Origin of the sequence: Enterococcus sp. 7F3_DIV0205 (assembly GCF_002141365.2) — a bacterium.
GTDB lineage: Bacteria > Bacillota > Bacilli > Lactobacillales > Enterococcaceae > Enterococcus_L > Enterococcus_L palustris.
The window spans coordinates 1,410,600-1,434,108 of the sequence record NZ_CP147244.1; the positions used below are offsets into that span (position 1 = coordinate 1,410,600).

The window sequence follows — 23,509 nt, forward strand, 5'->3', positions numbered from 1 at the left end:
GATTTACTTCCTTCCCAAATAATTATTTATGATATTAGTAATTTCACCCATTGAGTTCTCGCTAAGGTCAATATGAGTTAACCCTCTATCACTAGAAATTATACCTTCAGGTGTTAATGAACCTTTACCATCTATACTAACTCTATAATATGGTTTACCTCGTCCGCCACTTCCTTCATCCATAATTCGTACAACAATAGGCTTTCTTCCGTTCAAAATTTCAACTTTATAGCCATTCTTTAATGGTGAAGCTTTGCCACCTAAAGAACTCGCTACTTCATCTGACAAAGAATTTAAAGTTGGAATTTTAGTCCCACTTGCCTTCTCCACTATCTTAACCCGTTCACCAGATTTTTCCAAATCCCTTAACATATCCAACTCTTTGGCAGTCAACTTCACACCATCTAATAAGTGATCTCCTCTTTTCAACAACTTCGCTGCCCTAATCAGATCTTTCACCTTATCAGCAGGCGTAATTGCTAAAATAAGAAAAATACTCGACTTTACTTTTTGCCCAGTGCTTGATCCATCATCCAGTAAAACTTCCACATCATCTAAATTGAGCAACATCTTGATGGTCTCAGGTCCAAGCTTCATCAACATTTCCCAGTCTTGTTTCCCTAACAACTTATTATAATCAAGCGTTCGTCCTTCATCCAGTTTTCCATTTTTATAAATCGCAAACTGTTTTCCATCATGATCTTCATGAATCACAACGATCTCATAACGGTCTTCTTTATTTTTTTCATTAAATGCTTGAATAGTTTTAAACCAGTTTTGATCTTTCCATGAAATTTTCTTATAACCATTCACACCGCCAATAAAATTGCCAGAGTTTCCAAGTAATGCTAAACCTTGTTCGATAGAAGAAATAACGCTTTGGACTTCTGAAAAATCACTTCCGTGCGTTGCTTCAAAGGCTTGATACTTTTCCAAAATCTCGATTTCTTTCGCTTTTCCAAGCATACTGCGTTCCATAAAAAATTTATTGATAAACGGCACATTTTCAAAGGCTTTCGCAGCCGCTTCCATCAACATATCATTCTCGGCTTGCAGGCTTCGTAATTCTGATTTTAATCGTTCCAAATGATCTGTGTCTAACTGATTTTCAGCTGCACCGACTTCTGATGTAAATGCCGAGACATATTCCGTTGTTGCATCATCCACTTCATAGAGAGCGTTAAATATCGCATCTGATACTGTTGTATATCCTTCAAAGTAATCTCTCGAAGAATCCCAGCCTGTTCCAGATAATTCTTTTGCTCCTTTAAAATGTTGCTGTGCTTGATTGAATGATTTGAACTGACTGACGATTTTTAATCGTTGTGTGGTAATTTCACTTGATAATTCCGTCCATTCGCTATAATCAATTTTCGGCATCTTTTTCCTCCTCTTCTTTTCGTTGCAGCATGAGGAGGTCATCTTCTAGTTGATCTTGCTTCGTTTGTTCTGATTTTCTTAATATATGTAACGCCTCTTGCCCTTCTTCGAAATGGTGCATGACTGAATGCTGTTCTTGTTCTAAATCTTCTAGATCAATTGTTGCTGAACGCTCTGCATGCGTTCCTTTGCTGTAATACAGAATTTCATTTAAGACTTCTCTTTGCCTTTGATGCAAACGAGCAATATCCTGTACCAGATGCGTCGTTTCAGTTTCTTTCTTTTTCAAGTCTCTTACACGATCTTCTACTTCTTCTGCTTGCCATCGTAGTTTTCTTGTCTTGTCTTCAGTCATCCTCTATCCTTTTCCACTTTCAGCTTTTTCAATCGCTTGATGAATCGTTGTAAGCTTTTGCACATCACTAGATGCATAGCTTTCAAAATTACTAATACTTGAAGATAAGAAGGATAAACTACTCTTTAATCCCGAAGCAGCAGAACTTTGAGAGAAAGAAAATGATTTTTTTTGTGAAAAGGAAACATCTGATAAACTACTAGTAAATTTATTTGTAATCTCACTAACAATTCCCTGATCTGTACTGATTTTTGTCATTCAAAAACCCCTTACGACTTTTAGTAATATAATACAATCTTATCATTAACTAAAATAATAAAAAAGAGCGAAATAATACTATTATAGTAAAATTTCATGTTCATATTATAACTTCCCTATAAATTATTTATCCTTAAACTTATTTAAATTTCCACTGAAATCATTAATGATTTCATAACTACACAGCTGAAATCTATCTATATAAATTTCGATAACTTATAATGAAAGCAGATACAATTTTTCTATCAAAACTAAACATGCTCTCTATGCTCTTAAATCAAGGAGGTAATTCATGAATATTTTAGTCGTCGGAGGAGCTGGCTATATCGGCTCACATATCGTCAAACAGTTAACTGATTCAAACCACAACGTCATCGTTTTAGATAATCTACAAACAGGACACGCTGAAGCTGTGACCAAACCAGCAACGTTTATCAAAGGAAATGTCAAAGACAAAAGCCTACTTAGAAAGATTTTCACTGAAACGTCCTTTGATGTCGTGTTTCATTTTGCTGCTAATTCGTCAGTGGAAGAATCCATGAAAGATCCGCTACTTTATTTCGATAATAATGTTTCTGGCTTGATCGCTCTTTTAGAAATCATGAATGAATTTGCTGTAAAAACAATCATTTTCTCTTCCACCGCAGCAGTCTACGGAGATACTCCAGAAGAGGTAATCACAGAAGATACTGTAACCATCCCTAAAAATCCTTACGGAGAAAGCAAGCGCATGATGGAGCAAATCATTCAGTGGTGTCACACTGCCTATAACATCAATTATGTCGTATTGCGTTACTTTAACGTGGCAGGTGCTGATTTAGCTGGAATAATCGGGGAAGATCATCGACCAGAAACCCATTTGATTCCAATTGTATTGCAGGTTCCCTTAGAAAAAAGAGAATTTATTACTATTTTTGGTAATGATTACGATACAAAAGATGGAACTACTGTGCGTGATTATGTTCATGTGGTGGATTTAGCTACAGCTCATTTGTTGGCGATGGATTATTTACTTGAGGGAAAAGAAAGTACTATTTTCAATATCGGCAGTTCAACTGGTTTTTCAACATTGGAGATTATTAATAAAGTCGAAGAATACACGGGGAAAAAAATTCCTATAAGATATGGCAGCCGTAGAGAAGGTGATCCTCATTCTTTGATTGCTTCAAGTAAAAAAATTGAAGCTGTTCTAGGATGGAAACCTCACTATACTGATTTAGATGCCATCATCGATAGTGCGTGGAAATGGCATATCAATCATCCGGATGGTTATGAAAATGATTGCTAGATAGTTTGAAAGCAAAAGAGAGACGACATGTAAAATCAACAACTTACATGTCGTCTCTCTTTTTTCTAAGGACAATAATATACTTATTTATAAACTTCCTGTCTATGTCTCACTCCTAATGCCAGTATCATCCACTGGTCATCCTCGATTTTGCAAATTACACGATATTCCCCTCTACTCGATAGCGCCATTTCTCCTGAATGGTTTCCGACCAATGTCTGACCACTAATTTTTGGATTGGTTGTTCCATCAGCACATTTATGTTCATACTATCTTAAACTCTCGCAACTATCTTTTTAATCATTCAAATCCTCTCCTTTTAAGATTTCATCAAGTGAAAAGTCAAAAAAGAAACTTAGCTCAACTAATGTATCTATATGTAGGATAAGATTTTTCATTTTCCCAACGTGAGACGGTTTGTCTCGTTACATGAAATTTATCAGCAACTTGCTGCTGTGTTAAATTTTTTTGCTCTCTGCGGATTTTCAGCAATTTTCCAATCTCCATAAAATGTCATCCTACCTTCAAAACGTTTTTTATCTACGAAATTCTCTCAAGACTTCATAGATAGAACTACGTAATTATTTTGCTCACTCCTATTCTTGCAATTTGCATTATTGAGACACTTCTCCCGTCAAAAAAAATATTCCTTCATGGATTCTTCCTCCTGTCTATGTTATCTTAAATATCACATAGTCAGGCGAATTAAAAAAGCAATTTTGATGTTACATTGTTGGATATTCATAGAGTATAAGCAGTTTTATACGATCATTTGTCTTTTTTTTCTTACTATATAAATTTCACAGTTAATAGAACACATGATTGAGAAACGTTTTTTGGGAAGATTTCTCTTGAATGTTATTTAAGCTATTAGTGATAAAATGAATAAAGGGACCTATCATTTTAAACTAGAGGATAGCTAGCTTAAAATCATAGATCCGCTTTATTACGGTTATTTTCTTAGTATCTTCTCCATTGCCTTGCCCTTCGCTAATTCATCAACTAGCTTATCCATATAGCGAATTTTCTGCATCAATTCATCTTCTATCTCTTCCACACGATAGCCACAGATCATACCTTTGATTAATGAAACATTAGGATTTAGTTCTGGTGCTTCCGCAAAAAATGTTTCAAAATTAACTTCTTTATCTATTTGTTTTTGTAGACCCGTTTCATCGTAGCCTGTCAGCCAAGTAATGACTTCATCTACTTCTGCCTTAGTCCGACCTTTTCTCTCTACTTTTTTGATATATAACGGGTAGACACTAGCAAAAGACATTGTAAATATTCTTGGTTTTTTCGCTTCCATTTTTTCTCATCCTTTATTGGGTATTTTGTCTTATTATAACTTTATTTTGCTAATTGTTACATTTTAATGTTTCAGTTTCATTCTTTACCTCATATTTTTGAACGAATCTAGGCTAGTTGATATCGCGTTTTTTCTATTATCATAGTATACCTTTTCTAAAAATAAAAAAGAACCTCAACAGTGATGTTAAAGTTCTTCTTCTATCTTCTAGTCTTGTCCTAAAATATCCAAAATAATCTGTGCATGCATGCCAGATCCGACGGGGAAACATTCTTCCATGATTTTGAATTTTGGATGATGATTCATATAGCCGCAACCTTCAGCCGCTGTTCCGCCACCTAAAATAAAGAATGATCCTGGCTTAACATCTGTATAGGCAGAGAAATCTTCGCCACCCATCATTTTAGGTGCTTCAAACATCCGTTCTTTACCAACAACTTTTTCAGCTGCTGCCACGACGATATCCGTTGCATCACTGTCGTTATTGACCTCACTATAGCCTAATAAGTAATCTAAGTCATAAGTCGCATCATACATCTTACAAATTCCATCGATGATTCCTTCAATCCGTTTTTTGATGAACATCCGAACTTCTTTATCATTCGTCCGAACCGTTCCTTGGATTTGCGCCGTATCAGGAATGACATTTGCCGTTTTTCCTGCGTTAAATTCACCGATCGAAATAACTGCATTATCAAATGGGCTAATATTTCTTGATACAATATTGTTCAAATTATTGATGATTTCTACTCCAATCATGATTGGATCGACAGAAAGATCTGGTGTAGAACCATGTGAACCTCTTCCTTGGATTTTCAAGGTGAATACATCTGATGCCGCACTAGCAGGGCCTTTTCTTGTTCCTACCATCCCAACGGGAATATTCGGAGCGATATGTAGACCAAAAACCATGTCTACATCATCCATCACGCCCGCTTCAACTAATAATTTTGCGCCACCTGGCGGTTCTTCTTCTGCTGGTTGAAAAATAAATTTGACTGTGCCAGCAATTTTATCCTGCATTTCACTCAATACTTTAACTGCTCCCAAAAGCATAGCAGTATGCGTATCATGACCACAAGCATGCATCACACCAGGATTTTCAGATGGGAAATCAACATCTGATTCTTCCACGATCGGCAATGCATCGATATCCGCTCTTAATGCAATGGTTTTTCCTGGTTTAGCGCCTTTTAAAATAGCAATCACACTATTTTCAGTCAACGAGCTAACCTCTAAATTAGGAAAATCAGCTAATACTTTTTGAATATATTTAGCAGTTTCTACTTCATGAAAAGATAATTCTGGATGACGATGTAAATGTCTTCTCCATTTCACCATATCTGCTTGCGGCATTTTTTCTTGAATCGTTGTCATTGTAGTTCCTCCTTTTAGTTTAAAACTATTTTTCTCTATTTTTGTTTAATAAACATGATTGTCCCAGCTGTCAATAAGCCAACAACTAGAAAGAAAATAAAGGTCGAAATATACTGTCCATTTGACAGTTCCACTAATTTTCCGATAAGTGTCGGTGAAACAAAGCCGCCAAGAATCCCCCCAGTTGCCAGTGTTCCATAACTTGGCGCAAATTTTGCCCCTTCAAAAATTCTCAGTGGAATGCTCATCATTGTAACAAATGAGATGATCAAAAAGAAATTCGCTAAGCCCATCACGATCGATAATAAAACCAGATTACCAATGTAATAAGAACCGAATGCTGATAGTGCACCTAAAATAGCAGTGATCGCAACGACTGCTTTTTCTTTATGTTGGAAAAATTTCCCTACAACATAACTACCGCCAATCGAACCGACCAACATAAATAGGCCACTTACACTACTGATCACAGCCGCACCATTTAGGTCTAAGCCACGCTCACCCGTTAAGAAACTAGGCACCCAACTGGAAAGTCCATATAACAAACAGTTGATGAAAAATGAACTTAGAAATAAAATCCAAACCCGAATATCCGACCAAATCACTAAAATCGAAATCTTATCCGTTTTTGTTGCGACCGCATCTGCTTTTTCTTTCGTTTTTTCATTTCTAGGAATAGCAATAATCAGAAAAATTGCAATTGCAACGGCCACTCCAGTTAAAATCATATAGGCGTTCTTCCAACCAGCATTTGTGATAATCGGTGATAATGCCAACGGTCCAATAAAACCAGCTACCCCAGAGGATGACAGCAAAATACCTTGAGCAAATGTGCGCTTCTCCGGCGGGAAATTCATCGTAACTTCCTTACTCGCTGATGATGCATAACCTGAATGTGCCAACAATCCTGTCAAAAATCGTAACGACATAAACATGATCAATGATGTACCAAAGCCAAATAAGAATGAAAATATGCCCATCCCAATGACTGAACCGATCAATACAATTCGTGAACCTACTTTATTGATGACTAGCCCCATTGGAATCTGCATAATTGCGTATCCTAAGAAAAAAGAACTCATGATCATCCCTTTAGCTGCAGGTTCCAATCCAAATTCTGTCGAAATTGGAATCAGCGAATACCCTACTGAAAGCTTATCGATGTAAACCATTGTGTAACCTAAAAACAGTGCAATTAATAACAACCCAGTTTTCTTTGATCCATTATTTTCCATACGTCCTCCTTAATTTAAAAGCGGAGCAGGCTCGTCCAGCCTTGATAGAAAAATAGGAAATGATGACTATGGCGCTTTTTTCCTCATTCATCATTTATCTTTTTTCCGAGATACTGCTCCCCATCAATGACACCAATCCTTTTATCTTATAAACAAAATAAATGCTATTAGTTAAGTATAATCTATAATCCCTTTAAAATGAAGAGATAAATGAGAATATTATGAATTTACAATTAATAAAAAAAGTTATGAAGCTAATGATATAAAATCCCAAACTATTATGCATATTGATCCCAATGCCGTACCCAACACGTTTAGGAATGAAAAAGCGAGACTCCAAAAAATATTTTTCATTTTCCTATTTTACTTTTATTAAAATAACAGAAAATTAGATATAAAAAAGACAAAAAGCTGACTTGATGATAATCGTCAGCTTTTTGTTTCTTTTCATTTCTTCAAGACTTCTTTTTTATGCAAATACTCTTCTTCCGTGATATTTCCTTTCGCAAATTCTTCATCTAGCACATCAAATGCTGAAGGACGAACTGGTTGATGTGATACCTCTGGTTGCGTTCTATTGCTTATATTTTCCTGTTGATTCGTTTTATTTCTCATAAAATAAACAGCGCCAATAATCACAATGATTATCAAGAGCCACCAAAAAAGTCCCATACCAAACATCCCTCCTCGCATCATGCCACGTCCTCCATTGAAAAAACTTGAACAATAACCCATCTATAATCGCTCCTAACGTATTTTTATTTAGTATAAAATAAAAATATGTCAAAAGTGTGTCGAAAAATTAGCGGATTCTGTTTAAAGTTCAATATGCTGGATCAATTTTTGATAAGAGACAAATGAAGGATGCTTTGTGAGTTCACTGTTTTCAAGCACTAGCTTCTGTTGCTCAATAATTGCTTTAGTCAAACTATCCGCAAAAGAAACAAAATCATCGTTTGTTTCTTCCTTATATTCTAAAGAGAAATACTTTGACTGCCGATAATATTTTTTCAGATTATCCGCCACAATTTTTTCAGGCTGATCTGCAAAATATTCATCATAACGTGCGCTGTCGATTTTTCCATCCGTCACAGTCAACTGTATTCTGCCGATTAAGCCATTACCAAAATCTTCAGCGTAGCCGATATATTTCGTTTTTGATGGTTGTTTGATTTCATCTGCTAACTCGGCAGCAATCGCCATTAATCCTTCTCTTGCAGTTGTTGAGGAACCTTTGACTGTTTCAAAATTCCCTGTTATCCGATTTTCCTCACGCATTTGTCTTTCTACAAACGTGATTCCGTTAACGACCGTTACTAAAGTAGTATCCGTTCTTGGATTTTGTGCTTGAAAGAAAGCATAATCAGAAAGACGTTTATTAGCTCCTGCATATTTTGAGGCATAATAATTTTCAGCGCCGTATTCGTTAAATTCAACGTTAATGATTTTATGCGTATCATCGGTAACGATCTCAACAATGCCTTTATTGCCAACATCAAAATAGCCATCATTCGTATAATAATTGCCTTCCATCAAGCCTAACGGAGGCTGATTTGACCAAAACATTTTCTCGAGTTTCTCTTCATAAGTATAAAGAGGTTTTGGATTTGAGCCAAAGGTTGTTTGAGTGGCACCGGTCACAACGTCATAATTATAAGAAGTATTCTCAAAAGATAAATCATTCACGCCTTTTTCTTTTGTCTCTTCACTTGATGGAATGGTCTCCGATGAAGAGGAGTTAACCAACGGTGCCCTTAATGGCGTATTGGATTTGTCTGCATCTTTTCTTTGATCTGGTTTACAGGCAGAAAGACCTACGATACTACATAAAATGAAAACAGCAAGTAGATAGCTTTTTTTCATAAATTTTCTCCTTTTAATTTTTCACTAGGTATTGAAGCGATAACCGCTACCCCAAATTGTTTCTATTGGAATTTCTGATAATTTGCCTTTTTTGAGCTTTTCTCTGATGCGCCCAACATGAACAACGACCGTATAGATATCACTATCAAGATCATCCATATCCCAAACTTGACGAAATAATTGCTCTTTCATCCAAACTCGATTTGGATGTTCCATGAAAAATAGGAGTAAATCAAATTCTTTCGTTGTAAAAATGATTTCTTCCCCTAACACAAATACTCTACGGGCACTTTTATCAATCCTAATTTGACCAATTTCTATCGTGTCGTTCACTTGATCTGTTTTAGTCAATAACTGATAACGTTTAATATGTGCTTGGACCCGAGCAACTAATTCACTCGGACTAAAGGGTTTGGTCATATAATCGTCCGCACCCAGCCCTAGGCCTCTGACTTTATCGATATCTTCTTTTTTAGCTGAAACGATCATCAGTGGAATATTTTTCTTTTCTCTAATACGACGGCAAATCTCAAAGCCATCCATTGACGGCAACATGATATCGATCACGATCAAATCAAAGGATTCATTTAATGCCCGATTTAGCCCAACCAATCCATCGCTTGCGATCTCTGCTTCTATATGATTGATTTCTAAATAATCCTTTTGTAATTCTGCAATACTTGCATCGTCTTCGATCAATAAAACGCGTGATACTTCGTTTGACATTTGGCTGTCCTCCTCAGGCTTTTTTTAATATAATCGTGACAGTCGTTCCATGATGTAATTGACTTTCAATCTCGACTTGACCGTCATGCATATCGATAATTTGCTTGACGATGGCAAGGCCTAAGCCACTACCGCCAGTATTTGTTGGCCGCGCTTCTTCGCCCCGATAAAAATGATCAAAAACAAACGGTAATTGTTCCGCCGAGATCCCTTGTCCGTTGTCAGATACGCTGACTTTCACTATTCCAGCACTTTCAGAGATGCCGATTTCAATCAAAAGTGGGCGGTTCATTGCTTTAAATTTTAGACTATTTTCGATTAAATTGATAAAAACTCGGTTTAACTGCATTCGATCCGCTAAAACATAACTTGCGTTCGTTTGCTGATTAGATAATTGGAACGAAACTTGGTTATCTTGCAACTGAAATTCTTCAATGATATGTTTCAAGAATTCATTAATATTGATTCGTTCAAAGTGAAAAGGAATAGCTGCTGCATCTAATTTAGAATATAAAAATAGTTCTTCGATCAACTCATTCAATGAAATAGCTTTTGTATGGATCGTTTGCAGATATTTATCCTGTTTCTCAGGAGAGTCAGCTACTCCATCCAGTAAGCCTTCAACGTAGCCAATAATTGAGGTGATCGGCGTTTTTAGATCATGAGAAATGCTTGCAACCAGTTCTTTACGGTTATTTTCAAGTTTTGCTTGTTCTTCAGTTGAGTAGATCAACGCTTCCCGCATTTTTTCAAAATCATCCGTCAACTGCTTTACTTCCATTGCTGTTTGTTTAACAGGTTTTGTCATCGACACTTCTAATTGACCATTGCTTATCGCAGACATTCCTACACCTAGGTTTTCTAAAGGACTAATAATTGTTTTTTTCAATAAATGATTGAGAAAAAGTAAGCCGCTAAGTGCCACAAGTAAAATCGTTACAATAACTAATACGCCCCATTTTGTCATAAACTCTAAAAAATTATTTTCTTTTTTCAAGACCAATAAACTTCCTGGTACTTGATCACTAAAATAAAAATCAAATTTCATATAACGATACAAACGGCCTGCATTATCGATGGTGCCTTTTGTTTCAAGATTATTGTCATCGAATTTAGGAAAATGAACGATCAATGATTTCTCTACCAAATCTTGTGAATAATAGGCAATATTTTCTTGTTTGCGTACAACAACACCTAAAGATTCACTTTCAAATTGACTGATGGTTTTCTTTAATTCTTCCTGTGGTGCAAGTAGCTGATCTGGATCAGTTTTCGCTATTCCGCGTAATTTGATATAGGCTAACTCTTCTTCTGGACTCAACGAGCGTTGCTCTGTAAAGGTTTTATATAAAGTACTCGGACTAGGAATTCTTCCTGTTGTCACATAAAACACTATACAAATGATTGAAAAAAGCGAAAGGCACGCAATCGCAATGCCCCCAATATATGAAATGAGAAATCGTTTTTTTATTGTCATTTCGTTCTCCTTTGGTTCATTTATTAGGGGATCAATTGCGTTTGGTCAGAACAGCTTAGAAACTGAATTCAGGTTTAAAGTCACCAGTATAAGGTTCGTGTTCTACAAATACTGTGATATCATTGCCCGCTTGATCTTTCCCCATGCGTTTGTACGTAAATTTTTTGTTATTCAGCTCGGTTAATTCTAACGCTGCTCCGTATTTATTTTGACCAATTGATACATGTGCTCGGATTTTATTATGATTCAATACATCAAAGTAACCAAAATCACCACGGCTAACGCCTGTTTCTAAGTTGAAAAATTCATATTTATTTGTATCAGCCGCAAATTTAGCCAAACTGATAAAGTTTTTATTAAACTCCGTTACATCATTGCCAGCTTCATCTAATACTTTTGTGCCGTTCCATAAGGTTTGTCCTAAGATTTCAGCACCAGGTTTCTTCGTCTCGATTTTACCTGTTGTTGTATCCAATGGTTTTTCTTTCTCTGTAAAAGCTAACTTAGTTTTATTATACGGGATATGTTCAACAAATACATCTACTTCATTTCCAGCTTTGTCTTTGCCTTTTCTTGTGTAGGTGAATTTTTTATTAGTTAGCTCAGTCAAACCGACAACCGCTTGATAATTCATCGTTTCAGAAATCAAAATCCGTTTTGTTCCATCATTTGTAATGAAAAATGTGCCGCGATCGCCACGGCTCTCACCTGTTTTAGCATCGAAAAACTCATAGCGTCCTGTTTCAGCATCATATTTTGCTAAACCAATAAAATTGGCATTTTCTGCTGTTAAATCATTGTTGTCTTTGTCGTAAACTTTTGTGCCTTGCCAATTAGTTTTACCTAAAGTTTTAGTTAATTTGTCCCCTTTATTTTTGTTCTGACTATTTTTTGATTGTTCCGTTTGCGGTTGACTACTTCCTTTTGCCCCCATAGATTCCTGAGTTCCAACACTGCAACCTGCTAGTAGTAAAACTAAACTTGAAACGCCTACGATGATTTTTTTATTGTTCATGATTTCTTGCTCCCTCCTATAATTAGGTAAATCTTCTTATTGCTTACCTTTATTATAAAGAGCCAATGTAAACAGGTGCTAACAAGAAAATAAACAAATTATAAACAATTCAATTCGCTCATCATTTTACTTAAATAATTAGTCAGATTAAAAAGCCCGAAACAAAAACGAACAATCCGTTTTGTTTCGGGCTTTTGATTTTTTAAGCAGTTATCGTTTTCGGTAAATTTTCATAGAATGCAGCTTTTGTGGCAGTGATGTATGGTGTTAACCATAGATAACCGATTCCTAACGTTAACATCGCTAAGATATGCCAACCGATAAAGCTTAGATCTAATAAAAATAATTGACCTTTATAGCCATTCATAAGCTTTCTGCTGCGAGTGATCGAGTCTAAAAAGCCTGGACGTACACCAGTTTCTTCATAACCATCATAATAAACAAAATATGCTTGTGAATAAGAATAACCTTTGATAATTCCTGGGATAATCAATAGTAATGACCATAGCGTAACAAAGACAAGTGTTAATAAACTAATACAAATCACGCCTAAAATCACAGGTCCAGCAAAACCGCGGAATGCATCTGAAAAGGGATTGATTTCTTTTCTTTTTCCTCTTAAAAGATCAAGGAATGTCCAAGAAATCCCAGCACTAAATAACGCTCCTATAACACCACCAAAGAAGCCACTCCCGCCACTGCCAGAACTCCCTTCATAGCTTGTAGTACCACTTACAAAATCAGGGTTATTTTGAACAAAAGTAATAGTTGGTAATAATAGTAGAAAAAATACAAGTAGTCCAATTGCAATGGAAATCAATGTTGGTACCAAACACATCAATACACTGTCTTTCCAACGTCCACGTAAAACGTCTTTCGCTTCATTTTTTAATTCAGCTCTTGTTTTCATAAAATTTCCTCCTTTCAATTTGTTACATTCAGTATAACAAATAAATAGTTTTTGAAAAAAACATATGCGTTTATGGAGAACTCTTCAATAAAGGAATCAATTTTATTATTAAACTTGTAACATAAAAAACAAGAGAAGACTGTCAAATTTCTATTTATCATTTATAGATGCTATAATTTAACCGCGAACAAAACGCAGTATTCTATGAAGAAAACCACTAAGCAAGGATTGCTTTCCCTTTATTTTAGGAGTGTGCAAGGAATGCTTTCTTGTGATTAACAAGATATCCCTCTATGCTTGAGATACATCAACGAAAGGAATTTATACTATGGAATTTGGAGACAAGATTAAAGAACTACGAACAAAAAATCAACTGACACAGGAAAAATTTGCGATTCGTTTAAATGTAACAAGACAAGCAGTCTCTAACTGGGAAAATAATCGTAATCTTCCAGACCTCGAACTATTGATCCTAATTTCTACTATTTTTCATATTTCGCTTGATGAATTAATTCTAGGGGGAAATAACGTGAACAACATGACCGAAAAATTAATAAAAGATGGTAGTAAAACAAGGCGGGCAAAGCTGAATATGGTTACAACATTGATTGGGGCATTCTTACTGATTTTTGGGTTTGCTTGTATCTTTATCAAAGCAAATTCAGTAGAGTATGTTGATGCATCAGGTACTTTACATGAAAATTTTTATCTTTTGCCGATAGGATTTCTATTTATTTTTGCTGGCATGATTGTCTTTTTAGTTACGGGTATCAAATTTATTAATGATAGCTTTCGCTCAAAAAAATAGTAACATGAACTTGATTTGTCTAGTGGGAGCTTAAGAAAATAGAGAAGAAGCTCATCAATCGATAAGCTTCTTCTCTATTTTTAGCATGTTTTAACGCTACTGAAAACAATTAGGTTACATTCTGGACTTGTTTTATAATAGTCGTTTTAACCAATCAAATTTCTTCTGATCATAAGGAGGATAGATCAATTTTGCCATAGTGTCTTTTCTACCATAAACAACTGATTTTTCGTGAGAAAAGGTTTCAATACTATATCTCCCATGATAATTCCCCATTCCAGACGCTCCAACTCCGCCAAAAGGTAAGTCGTCATTGGCTACATGAAGGATCGTTTGATTGATTCCACCACCACCGAAAGATATTTCATGTAAAATCTTTTTTTGAACCTCTCTATCATCGGAAAATAGATACAATGCTAACGGTTTTTCACCGTCTTTAACAAAGTTAATCGCTTCGTCCAAGTGTTGATATGTACAGATTGGCAACAGCGGTCCGAATAATTCTTCTTTCATCAAACTATTCTCTCGGCTTAAGCCAATATCAAAAAGACTAGGCGCTACAAATCTTGTCTCTAAATCATATTCTCCACCATATATCAGAAATTGACGATTTTCGTTGATCAATTGACTAAACTTATTGGTAGCATCACCTTGAACAATACGACCATAATCAAGATTTTCTTGGATCTCTTTTCCATAAAATTCGCGGATTTTTTCTTTCAACGAGATAATTAGTTGACCTTTTACTTTTTCATCTACTAAAACATAATCTGTTGCAATGCAAGTTTGCCCTGTATTAAGTAGTTTACTCCAGATAATTCGTTCAGCAGCTAACTCAATATCAGCTTGTTCCGTAACAATAGCAGGGCTCTTACCTCCAAGTTCTAGGACAACCGGCGTTAAATGTTTAGCAGCTGCTTCCATCACAATTCTTCCAACTTTGGTACTTCCTGTAAAAAAAATAAAGTCCATACGCTCTTTTAAAACGGTGGCATTATCAATGGAATTAGGTGAAAGCACTTTGACGTATTCTTCATCGAACGTTTCACCAAGAACAGCACCGATCACTGCAGCTACATTTGGTGTTTTAGATGATGGTTTTACAATTGCACAATTACCAGCTGCAAGTGCGCCAATCAAAGGAACTAAGGTCAATTGAAGTGGATAGTTAAAGGGACCAATAATATAAACCGTTCCATAAGGTTCTAAAAAGACCATGTTTTTATTTAGTAAAGATGAGATAGCCCTGGGTTTGTTTACAGGCTTAGTCCATTTATCAAGGTTTTTAAGCATATCTTTAATTGCTGAAAGAACTAACCCTAATTCAGTCGCATATACTTCAGCTTTAGGTTTTTTCAAATCTTTTTCAAAAGCCCAGTAGAAATCTTCTTCATGCTTTTGTACATTAATCAATAGCTGTTCCAGTTGTTCTTTTCTAAAAGAAATCGATTTTGTTTGGTTTGAGTTGAAAAATCTGCGTTGTTTTGTCATTATTGTTTGGAGATCTGCTTGATTCATGATAGGTCCTCCTTGTTTTCTTTTTAGTATAGCATCGTTTTTTTCTTTTGGATAATAGAACTGTCTTTCTTTATTACTCAACAACTCTTTCTAAAATCCATGGTCGTGCAGTTCCTTCTACGCCCTCCTCCGTTGTAGCGGAGTTGAGCAGCATTTTAGTTTCTTCGTAATAGGAAAAGCTGTATCTAATCGTCTTCTCTTTATTTAAATAAATCAACTCAGATTCACCAGTTTCAAAAGTTAAGGGGATTATTTCATTCTTCTCAGATTCTTCAGTTTGAGCTATCAGCAAATCTATTTTATTAGGATCAAACGTAGCCCTTACCTGAATAAACGCTGGAAAGTCTGATTCTACCGATTTCCATCTTCCAAAAATACTTTCCTTGGATATCGTTCGTGTTTTTTTCAACTCGATTGGAGCTAAATCTCCACCGACAACTAGTTCATCACCACTCTGCTCGACTTTATAACTAGGGTACACGATAATCTCATCTTCTTTTGCTTCAAAAATGTAATGAGCTGTTTTATCATGTGCTTGATGTGTAAAAACTCTATTTCCTTCAGTATATTCAATCTCCAGTTTCATTGAATTATATGTCAACGTTTTGCCATCATAAACTAGTTCATAGTTCCCATAATCGTAATTATTCGCTACCCAAGAACCCGCTACTTTATGAACTAACTTCTTGTCAATATCCTTCTTTGCCCCCTCTACTGTTCCTTTTTGAGCAGTGCAAAAAGCTAAAAAAATTGAAGTGAACATGCAGAATACAACTACAACCCTTAAAATTTTTTTCATATTATCCATCATCTCCTTTAAAATACCAGTTTATTCTTTAAGTATAACTGAAAGAATCCGTTAATCAACTATGTAAAAAACTCCCCTTGTCTTCACAAGAGGAGTTTTTAAGTATGAGTATAAGGAGAAAAGATTCAAAAATCAGTTGTCCCTTTTGGCTTTATAGTCAACTAAAATTATTTGTTTTTTAAGTTGTAGAAAGATTTCAAACCTTTGTATTCAGCAACTTCGCCTAATTGGTCTTCAATTCTTAATAATTGGTTGTATTTAGCAATACGGTCTGTACGGCTTAATGAACCAGTTTTGATTTGACCAGCGTTTGTTGCAACAGCGATATCAGAGATTGTTGAATCTTCTGTTTCACCTGAACGGTGAGATACAACTGCAGTGTAGCCAGCTTCTTTAGCCATTTCGATAGCTTCGAATGTTTCAGTTAAAGTACCGATTTGGTTCACTTTGATAAGGATTGAGTTAGCGATTCCTTTTTCAATACCTTCAGCTAATTTAGTTGTGTTTGTAACGAATAAATCGTCACCAACTAATTGAACTTTGTCGCCTAAAGCAACTGTTAATTTTTTGAAACCATCCCAGTCATTTTCATCTAATCCATCTTCGATTGAGATGATTGGGTATTTCGCACATAATTCTTCGTAGAATGCGATCATTTCTTCAGTAGTTTTTTCGCCTTCGCCTGAATCAGCTAAAACGTAAACGCCTTTTTCTTTGTCGTAGAATTCAGAAGAAGCAGCATCCATAGCAAGAACGATATCTTTACCAGGTACATAGCCAGCTTTTTCGATTGCTTCGATGATTACTTCAAAACCTTCTTCGTTTGAACCAAGGTTAGGAGCGAAACCACCTTCGTCACCTACAGAAGTAGCTAAGCCACGAGCTTTTAAGATTCCAGCTAATGCGTGGAATACTTCAGCACCATAACGTAAAGCTTCTTTGAATGTAGGAGCGCCTACAGGCATGATCATGAATTCTTGGAAGTCGATACTGTTGTCAGCATGAGATCCGCCATTGATGATGTTCATCATTGGTGTTGGCAATACTTTTGTATTGAATCCGCCTAAGTAGTGGTATAAAGGTACTTCTAGGTAATCAGCAGCAGCACGAGCTACAGCGATTGAAACACCAAGAATAGCGTTTGCGCCTAATTTACCTTTGTTAGGAGTTCCATCTAAATCGATCATTGCTTTATCAATTGCCATTTGGTCACGTACATCGTAGCCAATGATAGCTTCAGCGATGATGTTATTCACGTTGTCAACTGCTTTAACAACCCCTTTACCTAAGTAACGAGCTTTGTCACCATCACGTAATTCAACGGCTTCGTATTCACCAGTTGAAGCGCCAGATGGAACCATTCCACGACCAAAAGCACCGCTTTCAGTGTATACTTCTACTTCGATTGTTGGGTTACCGCGTGAGTCTAAGACTTCGCGTGCGTAAACATCAGTAATAATTGACATGTTTTGTCTCTCCTTTGAGTTTGTTTTATACTAAGGGGATTCGATTCCCTTAATTATGATTGTAGTGAATAAACGCGTGCTATGCAAACATTTTTTGCATAATTCATAGATTATTCAATGATTTTTCTTTTTATTGCGTATATTGTTATAAGCGTGTCTTATTTAACAGCTTCTAACAAGGCTAAGAATGAATCGGCTTCAAGACTTGCTCCGCCTACTAAAGCTCCATCAACGTTTTCTTTCGCCATATATTCAGCAATGTTTTCAGGTTTTACAGAACCGCCGTATTGGATACGTACAGCTTCTGATACTTCTTTACCGTATAATTTTTCTACAGTTGCACGTACAACGCCGCAGATTTCATCCGCAATGTTTGCATCAGCAGATTTACCAGTTCCGATTGCCCAGATTGGTTCATAAGCAATAACCATTGAAGATACTTGCTCATTTGATAAACCAACTAAACCGTTTGTGATTTGTCCTTCGATCCATTCAGCAGTTTTACCTGCTTCATATGTTTCTAAAGATTCGCCACAACAGAAGATTGGTGTCATATTGTTAGCAAAGATTGCTTTTGCTTTTTTGTTGATGTCTTCGTCTGTTTCGTGGAAATACTCACGACGTTCAGAGTGGCCAATAATTACATATTGGATACCTAAATCTGCAATAGCAGCTGGTGAGTTTTCACCTGTAAATGCGCCTGAGTTTTCCCAGTAGCAGTTTTGTGCAGATAATTGAACGTCAGAATCTTTTAGACTCCAAGCAAGTGGTGCTAAGAATAATGCTGGAGATCCGATTACTGAATCAACGACATCTTTTGATGGAACAGCATTTTTTACTGCTTCAGCAAAGCTTTGCGCTTCTGCTAAAGTTTTGTTCATTTTCCAGTTACCAGCGATGATTGGTTTACGCATGGAAAAGCACATCCTTTTCTTATTATGGTATGGATTGGTTAAACGGTGTTCAAAAGACAACCTCTTTATTTATCGTTAATTGCCGCTAATCCTGGTAATTCTTTACCTTCTAGCAATTCTAAGCTTGCGCCTCCACCAGTTGAAATGTGAGTGAATTTGTCAGCAAAGCCTAATTGAATTGCAGCAGCAGCAGAGTCTCCGCCACCGATGATCGTTGTTGCATCTTCTAAGTTAGCGATTGCTTCACATACACCGATTGTACCTTTAGCAAAGTTGCTCATTTCGAATACGCCCATTGGTCCGTTCCAGACAACTGTTTTAGCGCCTGCTAACTCTTTAGAGAATAATTCGATTGATTTAGGTCCAATGTCTAAGCCCATGTAGCCTTCTGGTACAGCTTCGCCATCAGTGATAACTGTTTCAACATCATTGCTGAACTCATTAGCACATACTGAATCGATTGGTAATACTAGTTTATCACCAGCTTTTTCGATCAATTCTTTTGCTAAAGCAACTTTATCTTCTTCAACAAGTGAGTTACCGATTTCGATCCCTTTCGCTTTGTAGAATGTGTAAGTCATTCCGCCACCGATAAGGATTTTATCTGCTTTAGAAATCAAGTTTTCAATAACACCGATTTTATCAGAAACTTTTGCGCCACCTAAGATAGCTACAAAAGGACGTTTTGGTGCAGTTACTGCTTCGCCAACGAATTTGATTTCTTTTTCCATTAAGAATCCAGCAACTGTTGGAATACCAGTTGAAGCAATGCCTACGTTAGAAGCGTGAGCACGGTGAGCCGTACCAAATGCATCATTTACAAATACGTCACCTAAAGAAGCCCAGTATTTACCTAATTCAGCGTCATTTCCGCTTTCTTTTTTACCATCGATATCTTCAAAACGAGTGTTTTCAAACACTAAAACATCGCCGTCTTTCATGTTGTTAACAGCTGTTTCTAATTCAGTACCGCGAGTTTCAGGAACGAATGTTACTGGTTTACCCAGTAATTCACCTAAACGCTCTGCTACTGGTTTCAATGATTTACCAGCTTTATCTTCTTCTGTTTTAACGCGACCTAAGTGAGAGAATAAAATTGCTTTTCCGCCATTGTCGATCACGTATTTGATTGTTGGAAGTGCTGCTACGATACGGTTATCGTTCGTAATCACGCCATCTTTCAAAGGCACGTTAAAGTCAACACGTACAAGAACTTTTTTGTCTTTTAAGTCTACATCTTTGATAGTCTTTTTAGCCATTAAAAGTTACCCCTATCTATTTTTTTGATTTTGAAAAGAATGATTTTTCTTAAACTTATAAAAAAAGCGGGGAAGCGCGTTGCTTCCCCGCTTATTATTTCACAGTTGTTCAAATTTCACTAATGATAAGAGTTATTCTTATAAGTTAGCGAAGTACTCTAAAGTACGAACTAATTGTGCAGTATAAGACATTTCGTTGTCATACCAAGCAACAGTTTTCACTAATTGTTGATCGCCAACAGTCATTACTTTAGTTTGAGTAGCATCGAATAATGAACCGAAAGTCATACCTACGATATCAGAAGAAACGATTTCGTCTGTGTTATATCCGTAAGATTCGTTAGCAGCTTTAGCCATAACTTCGTTTACTTCTTCAACCGTTACTTTTTTGTCAAGAACTGTTACTAATTCAGTTAATGAACCAGTTGCTACAGGAACACGTTGAGCAGCTCCGTCTAATTTACCATTTAATTCAGGGATAACTAGACCGATTGCTTTAGCAGCACCAGTTGTGTTAGGTACGATGTTTTCTGCTGCAGCGCGTGCACGACGGAAGTCTCCACCTGGGTGAGGTCCATCAAGAGTCATTTGGTCACCTGTGTAAGCGTGGATTGTAGTCATAAGACCTTCAACAACACCAAAGTTGTCTTGTAAAGCTTTAGCCATAGGAGCTAAACAGTTAGTCGTACATGAAGCACCTGAAATAACTGTTTCTTTACCTGTTAAGATATCGTGGTTAGTGTTATAAACGATTGTTGGTACGTCATTTCCGCCTGGAGCAGAGATAACAACACGTTTAGCACCAGCTTTTAAGTGTAATTCAGCTTTTTCTTTTGAAGTGAAGAATCCAGTACATTCAAGAACGATGTCTACACCTAATTCGCCCCATGGTAATTCTTCTGGGTTGCGGTTAGCAAGAACTTTAACTTCTTTACCGTTAACGTTGAAAGATCCATCATGAACTTCAACAGTTCCGTTGAAACGACCTTGAGTTGTGTCATATTTTAACAAGTGAGCCAACATTTTAGCATCTGTTAAATCGTTGATTGCTACTACTTCGATTCCTGCTACATCTTGGATACGACGGAATGCTAAGCGTCCGATACGTCCAAATCCATTAATACCTACTTTAACTGTCATTAAAGATTTCCTCCTTATGAAAATCAAAAATTTTTTTATTTTAAAGGGTTGCCCCTTTTAAAATCTCATTTGCAGCAGCTTCATCTGTGATGAGCCACGTTTGTTTTGGTGCGTTCTTCATATATGCGTGGATTGCTTTAGCTTTTGTCTTACCGCCTGCAATCGCAACGACATTCGGAATTTTTTGTACATCTTTTAACTGAAGTCCGATTCGTGGGATTTTATAAACAACTTCCCCTTCTTCATCAAAGAAATAGCCGAAAGATTCTGCTACAGCATTGTTTTGCTTTAGCATAACCATTTCATCGTCAGACATTTTGCGACGTGCTGCCATGTGTAATGCGCGTCCAATACTATGAACCACACAATTACTTTGCTCGATCAGTGTCAAAACTTCTTGAATCGAGGGTTCTTGCAACAATGAGTTATATGTTTCTAAGCTTAATTGCTCTGGAACATATAATGCTCTATGGTGTCCACCAGTTTTGCTTGCCATTACAGCACTTACTGAATTGGCTTGGACCGTCATTGCTTCACCAATTCCGCCTCTAGCTGGAACAAAAAGATTATGTCTTTTTTCCGTTTCTAAAGTCCCCATATGCTCAGCTGTCATCGCCATTGTCGTACCACCCATAACTGCAATAATATTATTGCCTTCAGGTAAAAGTAAGTCTAGTGAGTCAGTCAAAACATCCCCAAACTCATACAAAACCTTCTCTTGATTGTCACTATTGCCAGCGACAACGATACAACGCTTGATTCCGAAATACTGACTGATTTCTTTTTCGATTTGATGCATGCCAAGTAATTGATTCATCACGGTCTCTAACCCTTGGTAAACGTCTAAACCTTTTTCAGTTAATGTCATTCCACTTTTAGAAGTTTCTATCAGTTGCAGATTTTTCAGAAAGTCAGTCTCTGTTCTCAAGACCCGTTCTGTAATTCCCATACTATCAGATAGACTTCTACGTCCAATAGGCTGCATCCAGTAAATATTACGAAGAATATGAAACCTTTCCTGCATTACATCGAGCAAATCTGGAGCAACTGCTTCAATCATTTTCAATTCATCTAGCATGATGCGCTCCTTCGTTGGTCTAAAAACGTCCAAGTAAGACTTAAAACGACCTATGAACTTTAAAAAAATAGGATTGACGTTCTTCTTTCGCATTGTTAAATTCTATTAACAGTCTTAAAAGCGTCCCTCAATCTTACATACATAGTTTAACAGTTTTCATCTTTCTTTTCAAGAAAAAGAGATTATTTTTTTGAAATTAACAGTCTTTTCTTTGAGATTTATTATTTGTTGTGTCTCCTTAAAATCCTTTGTATACTAAAAATTTCATTCAAAGCGACAATCGAATAAAAAAATCCAGACCTAACATCTGGATTTTTCGTGTGTCTCTTATCTTATAAATCCTCTTCATAAAAACGCCCAAGAATTTTGACGTTATCTGAAATACTTACAAAAGCAGACGGATCAGATTCTTTCATAGCCGCTTCTAATGATGGTAATTCAAAACGAGTCACAACCGTCAATAATAATGTTTGCTTATCATGACGATAGGCCCCTTCTGCTTCATGAATAATCGTAATTCCCCGTCTCATTTTCTGTTGGATTCCATCGATCACAGCATCTGGATTTTTCGTAATGATCATGACTTGCATCTTCTTTTGCTTTGTATAGACTGCATCCGTCACTTTTCCACTCACAAAAATAGACAAAGCACTGTAAAACATATACTGCCAGCCAAATAAATACCCTGCCACGAAAATAATCAAACCATTAAAATACATGGATATCGATCCAACAGAACGCCCTGTTTTTTTACGGATCGTGATACTAAAAATATCTAGTCCACCTGAAGAAAGACCATTTTTCAAAGCAAAACCAATACCTGAACCCATCACTGCTCCACCAAAAATCGCACAGATAATTGGATCATTAGAGAGACTTGTTTGCGGCACGATCTGCATAAAAATAGAAGTCAGTGTAACAGTCAGAAAAGTAAAGACCGTAAATTTTTTCCCGATTTTACGCCAAGCCACAAAAAACAAGGGAATATTCAAGGCATATAACGTAATCGAAACAGGTACTTTAAACCCTACAACCTTTGTTGATAAGGTCGTTAGAATTTGAGCGAGGCCTGTAATCCCGCTAGAATAAATATTTCCTGGTTGATAAAAGAAGTTCATCGCAACAGATGCCAAGATCGCATAAACGATCGACACTGAAAGTTTTGTCGTGTAATCATGGACAGGTAAACTTTCAAAGAATTTTTTCATGTAGAAGTAGCCTCACTTTACTTGATTCGTTTGGTTTCCATTATACGTGCTTTAGAGTAGGAAAAAAAGCACAATTGTTTAAATAGAAGAAAAGTATTTTCTTTTTTTCATTTGTAT

General features: G+C 36.4%; 23 protein-coding genes. 2 read left to right on the forward strand and 21 right to left on the reverse strand.

Annotated elements, in window-relative coordinates:
- Positions 1 to 3 precede the first annotated feature (3 nt).
- The 3 genes from A5821_RS06655 to A5821_RS06665 are packed head-to-tail and all read right to left on the reverse strand — an operon-like array spanning position 4 to position 1,993.
- Complete coding sequence (locus A5821_RS06655; protein ID WP_249921837.1) at positions 4 to 1,380, reverse strand: T7SS effector LXG polymorphic toxin; 1,377 nt, start codon at positions 1,378 to 1,380, stop codon at positions 4 to 6.
- Positions 1,367 to 1,735 carry a hypothetical protein gene (locus A5821_RS06660; RefSeq protein WP_086313792.1) on the reverse strand — a complete coding sequence of 123 codons (369 nt, stop codon included), beginning with the start codon at positions 1,733 to 1,735 and terminating at the stop codon, positions 1,367 to 1,369. Before A5821_RS06660 ends, A5821_RS06655 begins: the two co-directional genes overlap by 14 nt.
- A gap of 3 nt (positions 1,736 to 1,738) precedes the next feature.
- Complete coding sequence (locus A5821_RS06665) at positions 1,739 to 1,993, reverse strand: DUF3130 domain-containing protein (protein ID WP_086313793.1); 255 nt, start codon at positions 1,991 to 1,993, stop codon at positions 1,739 to 1,741.
- A 292-nt stretch (positions 1,994 to 2,285) separates the two neighbouring features.
- Between A5821_RS06665 and galE the strand changes: the two genes are divergently transcribed.
- On the forward strand, positions 2,286 to 3,281 hold the full coding sequence (gene galE / locus A5821_RS06670; RefSeq protein WP_086313794.1) for a UDP-glucose 4-epimerase GalE: 996 nt from the start codon (positions 2,286 to 2,288) through the stop codon (positions 3,279 to 3,281).
- Positions 3,282 to 3,641: 360 nt separating this feature from the next.
- Here galE and A5821_RS06675 read toward each other — a convergent pair whose 3' ends face one another.
- The 10 genes from A5821_RS06675 to A5821_RS06720 form a co-directional block, all read right to left on the reverse strand.
- The gene (locus tag A5821_RS06675; RefSeq protein WP_249921838.1) at positions 3,642 to 3,788 is read right to left on the reverse strand and encodes a helix-turn-helix transcriptional regulator; all 147 of its coding nucleotides are present in this window, start codon (positions 3,786 to 3,788) and stop codon (positions 3,642 to 3,644) included.
- A 445-nt stretch (positions 3,789 to 4,233) separates the two neighbouring features.
- Complete coding sequence (locus A5821_RS06680) at positions 4,234 to 4,590, reverse strand: DUF2200 domain-containing protein (protein WP_086313795.1); 357 nt, start codon at positions 4,588 to 4,590, stop codon at positions 4,234 to 4,236.
- A gap of 207 nt (positions 4,591 to 4,797) precedes the next feature.
- Positions 4,798 to 5,967: an amidohydrolase gene (locus A5821_RS06685; protein WP_086313796.1), complete on the reverse strand. Its 1,170-nt coding sequence runs from the start codon at positions 5,965 to 5,967 to the stop codon at positions 4,798 to 4,800.
- 35 nt (positions 5,968 to 6,002) lie between these two features.
- Positions 6,003 to 7,202, reverse strand: a complete 1,200-nt coding sequence (locus A5821_RS06690) for an MFS transporter (RefSeq protein ID WP_086313797.1) — start codon at positions 7,200 to 7,202, stop codon at positions 6,003 to 6,005.
- 447 nt (positions 7,203 to 7,649) lie between these two features.
- A complete protein-coding gene (locus A5821_RS06695; RefSeq protein ID WP_249921839.1) occupies positions 7,650 to 7,898 on the reverse strand; it encodes a hypothetical protein in 249 nt (82 codons plus the stop codon).
- 120 nt (positions 7,899 to 8,018) lie between these two features.
- A complete protein-coding gene (locus A5821_RS06700) occupies positions 8,019 to 9,065 on the reverse strand; it encodes a hypothetical protein (RefSeq protein WP_086313799.1) in 1,047 nt (348 codons plus the stop codon).
- A 24-nt stretch (positions 9,066 to 9,089) separates the two neighbouring features.
- Positions 9,090 to 9,791: a response regulator transcription factor gene (locus A5821_RS06705; protein WP_086313800.1), complete on the reverse strand. Its 702-nt coding sequence runs from the start codon at positions 9,789 to 9,791 to the stop codon at positions 9,090 to 9,092.
- A gap of 13 nt (positions 9,792 to 9,804) precedes the next feature.
- Entirely contained in the window at positions 9,805 to 11,268 is a 1,464-nt protein-coding gene (locus A5821_RS06710; protein WP_086313801.1) for a sensor histidine kinase, read from the reverse strand.
- Between the two features lie 55 nt (positions 11,269 to 11,323).
- Positions 11,324 to 12,283, reverse strand: a complete 960-nt coding sequence (locus A5821_RS06715) for a DUF4822 domain-containing protein (RefSeq protein WP_086313802.1) — start codon at positions 12,281 to 12,283, stop codon at positions 11,324 to 11,326.
- Positions 12,284 to 12,485: 202 nt separating this feature from the next.
- Positions 12,486 to 13,193 (reverse strand): DUF975 family protein, encoded by a 708-nt coding sequence (locus A5821_RS06720; protein WP_086313803.1) that lies wholly within the window; start codon positions 13,191 to 13,193, stop codon positions 12,486 to 12,488.
- Between the two features lie 328 nt (positions 13,194 to 13,521).
- Here A5821_RS06720 and A5821_RS06725 point away from each other — a divergent pair, with 328 nt between their 5' ends.
- The gene (locus A5821_RS06725; RefSeq protein WP_086313804.1) at positions 13,522 to 14,001 is read left to right on the forward strand and encodes a DUF3955 domain-containing protein; all 480 of its coding nucleotides are present in this window, start codon (positions 13,522 to 13,524) and stop codon (positions 13,999 to 14,001) included.
- 132 nt (positions 14,002 to 14,133) lie between these two features.
- Here the strand turns inward: A5821_RS06725 and A5821_RS06730 are convergent, their stop codons facing one another.
- The 8 genes from A5821_RS06730 to A5821_RS06765 form a co-directional block, all read right to left on the reverse strand.
- Positions 14,134 to 15,519, reverse strand: coding sequence for an aldehyde dehydrogenase family protein (locus A5821_RS06730; RefSeq protein WP_086313805.1), 1,386 nt, complete (start codon positions 15,517 to 15,519; stop codon positions 14,134 to 14,136).
- A 73-nt stretch (positions 15,520 to 15,592) separates the two neighbouring features.
- Positions 15,593 to 16,318 carry a hypothetical protein gene (locus A5821_RS06735; RefSeq protein ID WP_086313806.1) on the reverse strand — a complete coding sequence of 242 codons (726 nt, stop codon included), beginning with the start codon at positions 16,316 to 16,318 and terminating at the stop codon, positions 15,593 to 15,595.
- 176 nt (positions 16,319 to 16,494) lie between these two features.
- On the reverse strand, positions 16,495 to 17,793 hold the full coding sequence (gene eno, locus A5821_RS06740; RefSeq protein WP_010771434.1) for a phosphopyruvate hydratase: 1,299 nt from the start codon (positions 17,791 to 17,793) through the stop codon (positions 16,495 to 16,497).
- 158 nt (positions 17,794 to 17,951) lie between these two features.
- On the reverse strand, positions 17,952 to 18,707 hold the full coding sequence (gene tpiA / locus A5821_RS06745) for a triose-phosphate isomerase (protein WP_086313807.1): 756 nt from the start codon (positions 18,705 to 18,707) through the stop codon (positions 17,952 to 17,954).
- Between the two features lie 65 nt (positions 18,708 to 18,772).
- On the reverse strand, positions 18,773 to 19,966 hold the full coding sequence (locus tag A5821_RS06750; protein ID WP_086313808.1) for a phosphoglycerate kinase: 1,194 nt from the start codon (positions 19,964 to 19,966) through the stop codon (positions 18,773 to 18,775).
- Between the two features lie 138 nt (positions 19,967 to 20,104).
- Positions 20,105 to 21,106 carry a type I glyceraldehyde-3-phosphate dehydrogenase gene (gap, locus tag A5821_RS06755; protein ID WP_069634608.1) on the reverse strand — a complete coding sequence of 334 codons (1,002 nt, stop codon included), beginning with the start codon at positions 21,104 to 21,106 and terminating at the stop codon, positions 20,105 to 20,107.
- A gap of 40 nt (positions 21,107 to 21,146) precedes the next feature.
- Complete coding sequence (locus A5821_RS06760; RefSeq protein ID WP_086313809.1) at positions 21,147 to 22,184, reverse strand: sugar-binding transcriptional regulator; 1,038 nt, start codon at positions 22,182 to 22,184, stop codon at positions 21,147 to 21,149.
- Between the two features lie 332 nt (positions 22,185 to 22,516).
- A complete protein-coding gene (locus A5821_RS06765; protein ID WP_086313810.1) occupies positions 22,517 to 23,392 on the reverse strand; it encodes a YitT family protein in 876 nt (291 codons plus the stop codon).
- Between the last annotated feature and the right edge of the window lie 117 nt (positions 23,393 to 23,509).

What these genes read in the sequence shown, in the direction of transcription:
- A5821_RS06735 (WP_086313806.1), bottom strand. Translation starts at nt 16,318, where the DNA reads ATGAAAAAAATTTTAAGGGTTGTAGTTGTATTCTGCATGTTCACTTCA.
- A5821_RS06750 (WP_086313808.1), bottom strand. Translation starts at nt 19,966, where the DNA reads ATGGCTAAAAAGACTATCAAAGATGTAGACTTAAAAGACAAAAAAGTT.
- A5821_RS06660 (WP_086313792.1), bottom strand. Translation starts at nt 1,735, where the DNA reads ATGACTGAAGACAAGACAAGAAAACTACGATGGCAAGCAGAAGAAGTA.
- A5821_RS06715 (WP_086313802.1), bottom strand. Translation starts at nt 12,283, where the DNA reads ATGAACAATAAAAAAATCATCGTAGGCGTTTCAAGTTTAGTTTTACTA.
- gap (WP_069634608.1), bottom strand. Translation starts at nt 21,106, where the DNA reads ATGACAGTTAAAGTAGGTATTAATGGATTTGGACGTATCGGACGCTTA.
- A5821_RS06685 (WP_086313796.1), bottom strand. Translation starts at nt 5,967, where the DNA reads ATGACAACGATTCAAGAAAAAATGCCGCAAGCAGATATGGTGAAATGG.
- A5821_RS06700 (WP_086313799.1), bottom strand. Translation starts at nt 9,065, where the DNA reads ATGAAAAAAAGCTATCTACTTGCTGTTTTCATTTTATGTAGTATCGTA.
- A5821_RS06720 (WP_086313803.1), bottom strand. Translation starts at nt 13,193, where the DNA reads ATGAAAACAAGAGCTGAATTAAAAAATGAAGCGAAAGACGTTTTACGT.
- A5821_RS06725 (WP_086313804.1), top strand. Translation starts at nt 13,522, where the DNA reads ATGGAATTTGGAGACAAGATTAAAGAACTACGAACAAAAAATCAACTG.
- tpiA (WP_086313807.1), bottom strand. Translation starts at nt 18,707, where the DNA reads ATGCGTAAACCAATCATCGCTGGTAACTGGAAAATGAACAAAACTTTA.
- A5821_RS06705 (WP_086313800.1), bottom strand. Translation starts at nt 9,791, where the DNA reads ATGTCAAACGAAGTATCACGCGTTTTATTGATCGAAGACGATGCAAGT.
- A5821_RS06710 (WP_086313801.1), bottom strand. Translation starts at nt 11,268, where the DNA reads ATGACAATAAAAAAACGATTTCTCATTTCATATATTGGGGGCATTGCG.
- A5821_RS06765 (WP_086313810.1), bottom strand. Translation starts at nt 23,392, where the DNA reads ATGAAAAAATTCTTTGAAAGTTTACCTGTCCATGATTACACGACAAAA.
- A5821_RS06760 (WP_086313809.1), bottom strand. Translation starts at nt 22,184, where the DNA reads ATGCTAGATGAATTGAAAATGATTGAAGCAGTTGCTCCAGATTTGCTC.
- A5821_RS06695 (WP_249921839.1), bottom strand. Translation starts at nt 7,898, where the DNA reads ATGATGCGAGGAGGGATGTTTGGTATGGGACTTTTTTGGTGGCTCTTG.
- galE (WP_086313794.1), top strand. Translation starts at nt 2,286, where the DNA reads ATGAATATTTTAGTCGTCGGAGGAGCTGGCTATATCGGCTCACATATC.
- eno (WP_010771434.1), bottom strand. Translation starts at nt 17,793, where the DNA reads ATGTCAATTATTACTGATGTTTACGCACGCGAAGTCTTAGACTCACGC.
- A5821_RS06730 (WP_086313805.1), bottom strand. Translation starts at nt 15,519, where the DNA reads ATGAATCAAGCAGATCTCCAAACAATAATGACAAAACAACGCAGATTT.
- A5821_RS06690 (WP_086313797.1), bottom strand. Translation starts at nt 7,202, where the DNA reads ATGGAAAATAATGGATCAAAGAAAACTGGGTTGTTATTAATTGCACTG.
- A5821_RS06680 (WP_086313795.1), bottom strand. Translation starts at nt 4,590, where the DNA reads ATGGAAGCGAAAAAACCAAGAATATTTACAATGTCTTTTGCTAGTGTC.
- A5821_RS06675 (WP_249921838.1), bottom strand. Translation starts at nt 3,788, where the DNA reads ATGGAGATTGGAAAATTGCTGAAAATCCGCAGAGAGCAAAAAAATTTA.
- A5821_RS06655 (WP_249921837.1), bottom strand. Translation starts at nt 1,380, where the DNA reads ATGCCGAAAATTGATTATAGCGAATGGACGGAATTATCAAGTGAAATT.
- A5821_RS06665 (WP_086313793.1), bottom strand. Translation starts at nt 1,993, where the DNA reads ATGACAAAAATCAGTACAGATCAGGGAATTGTTAGTGAGATTACAAAT.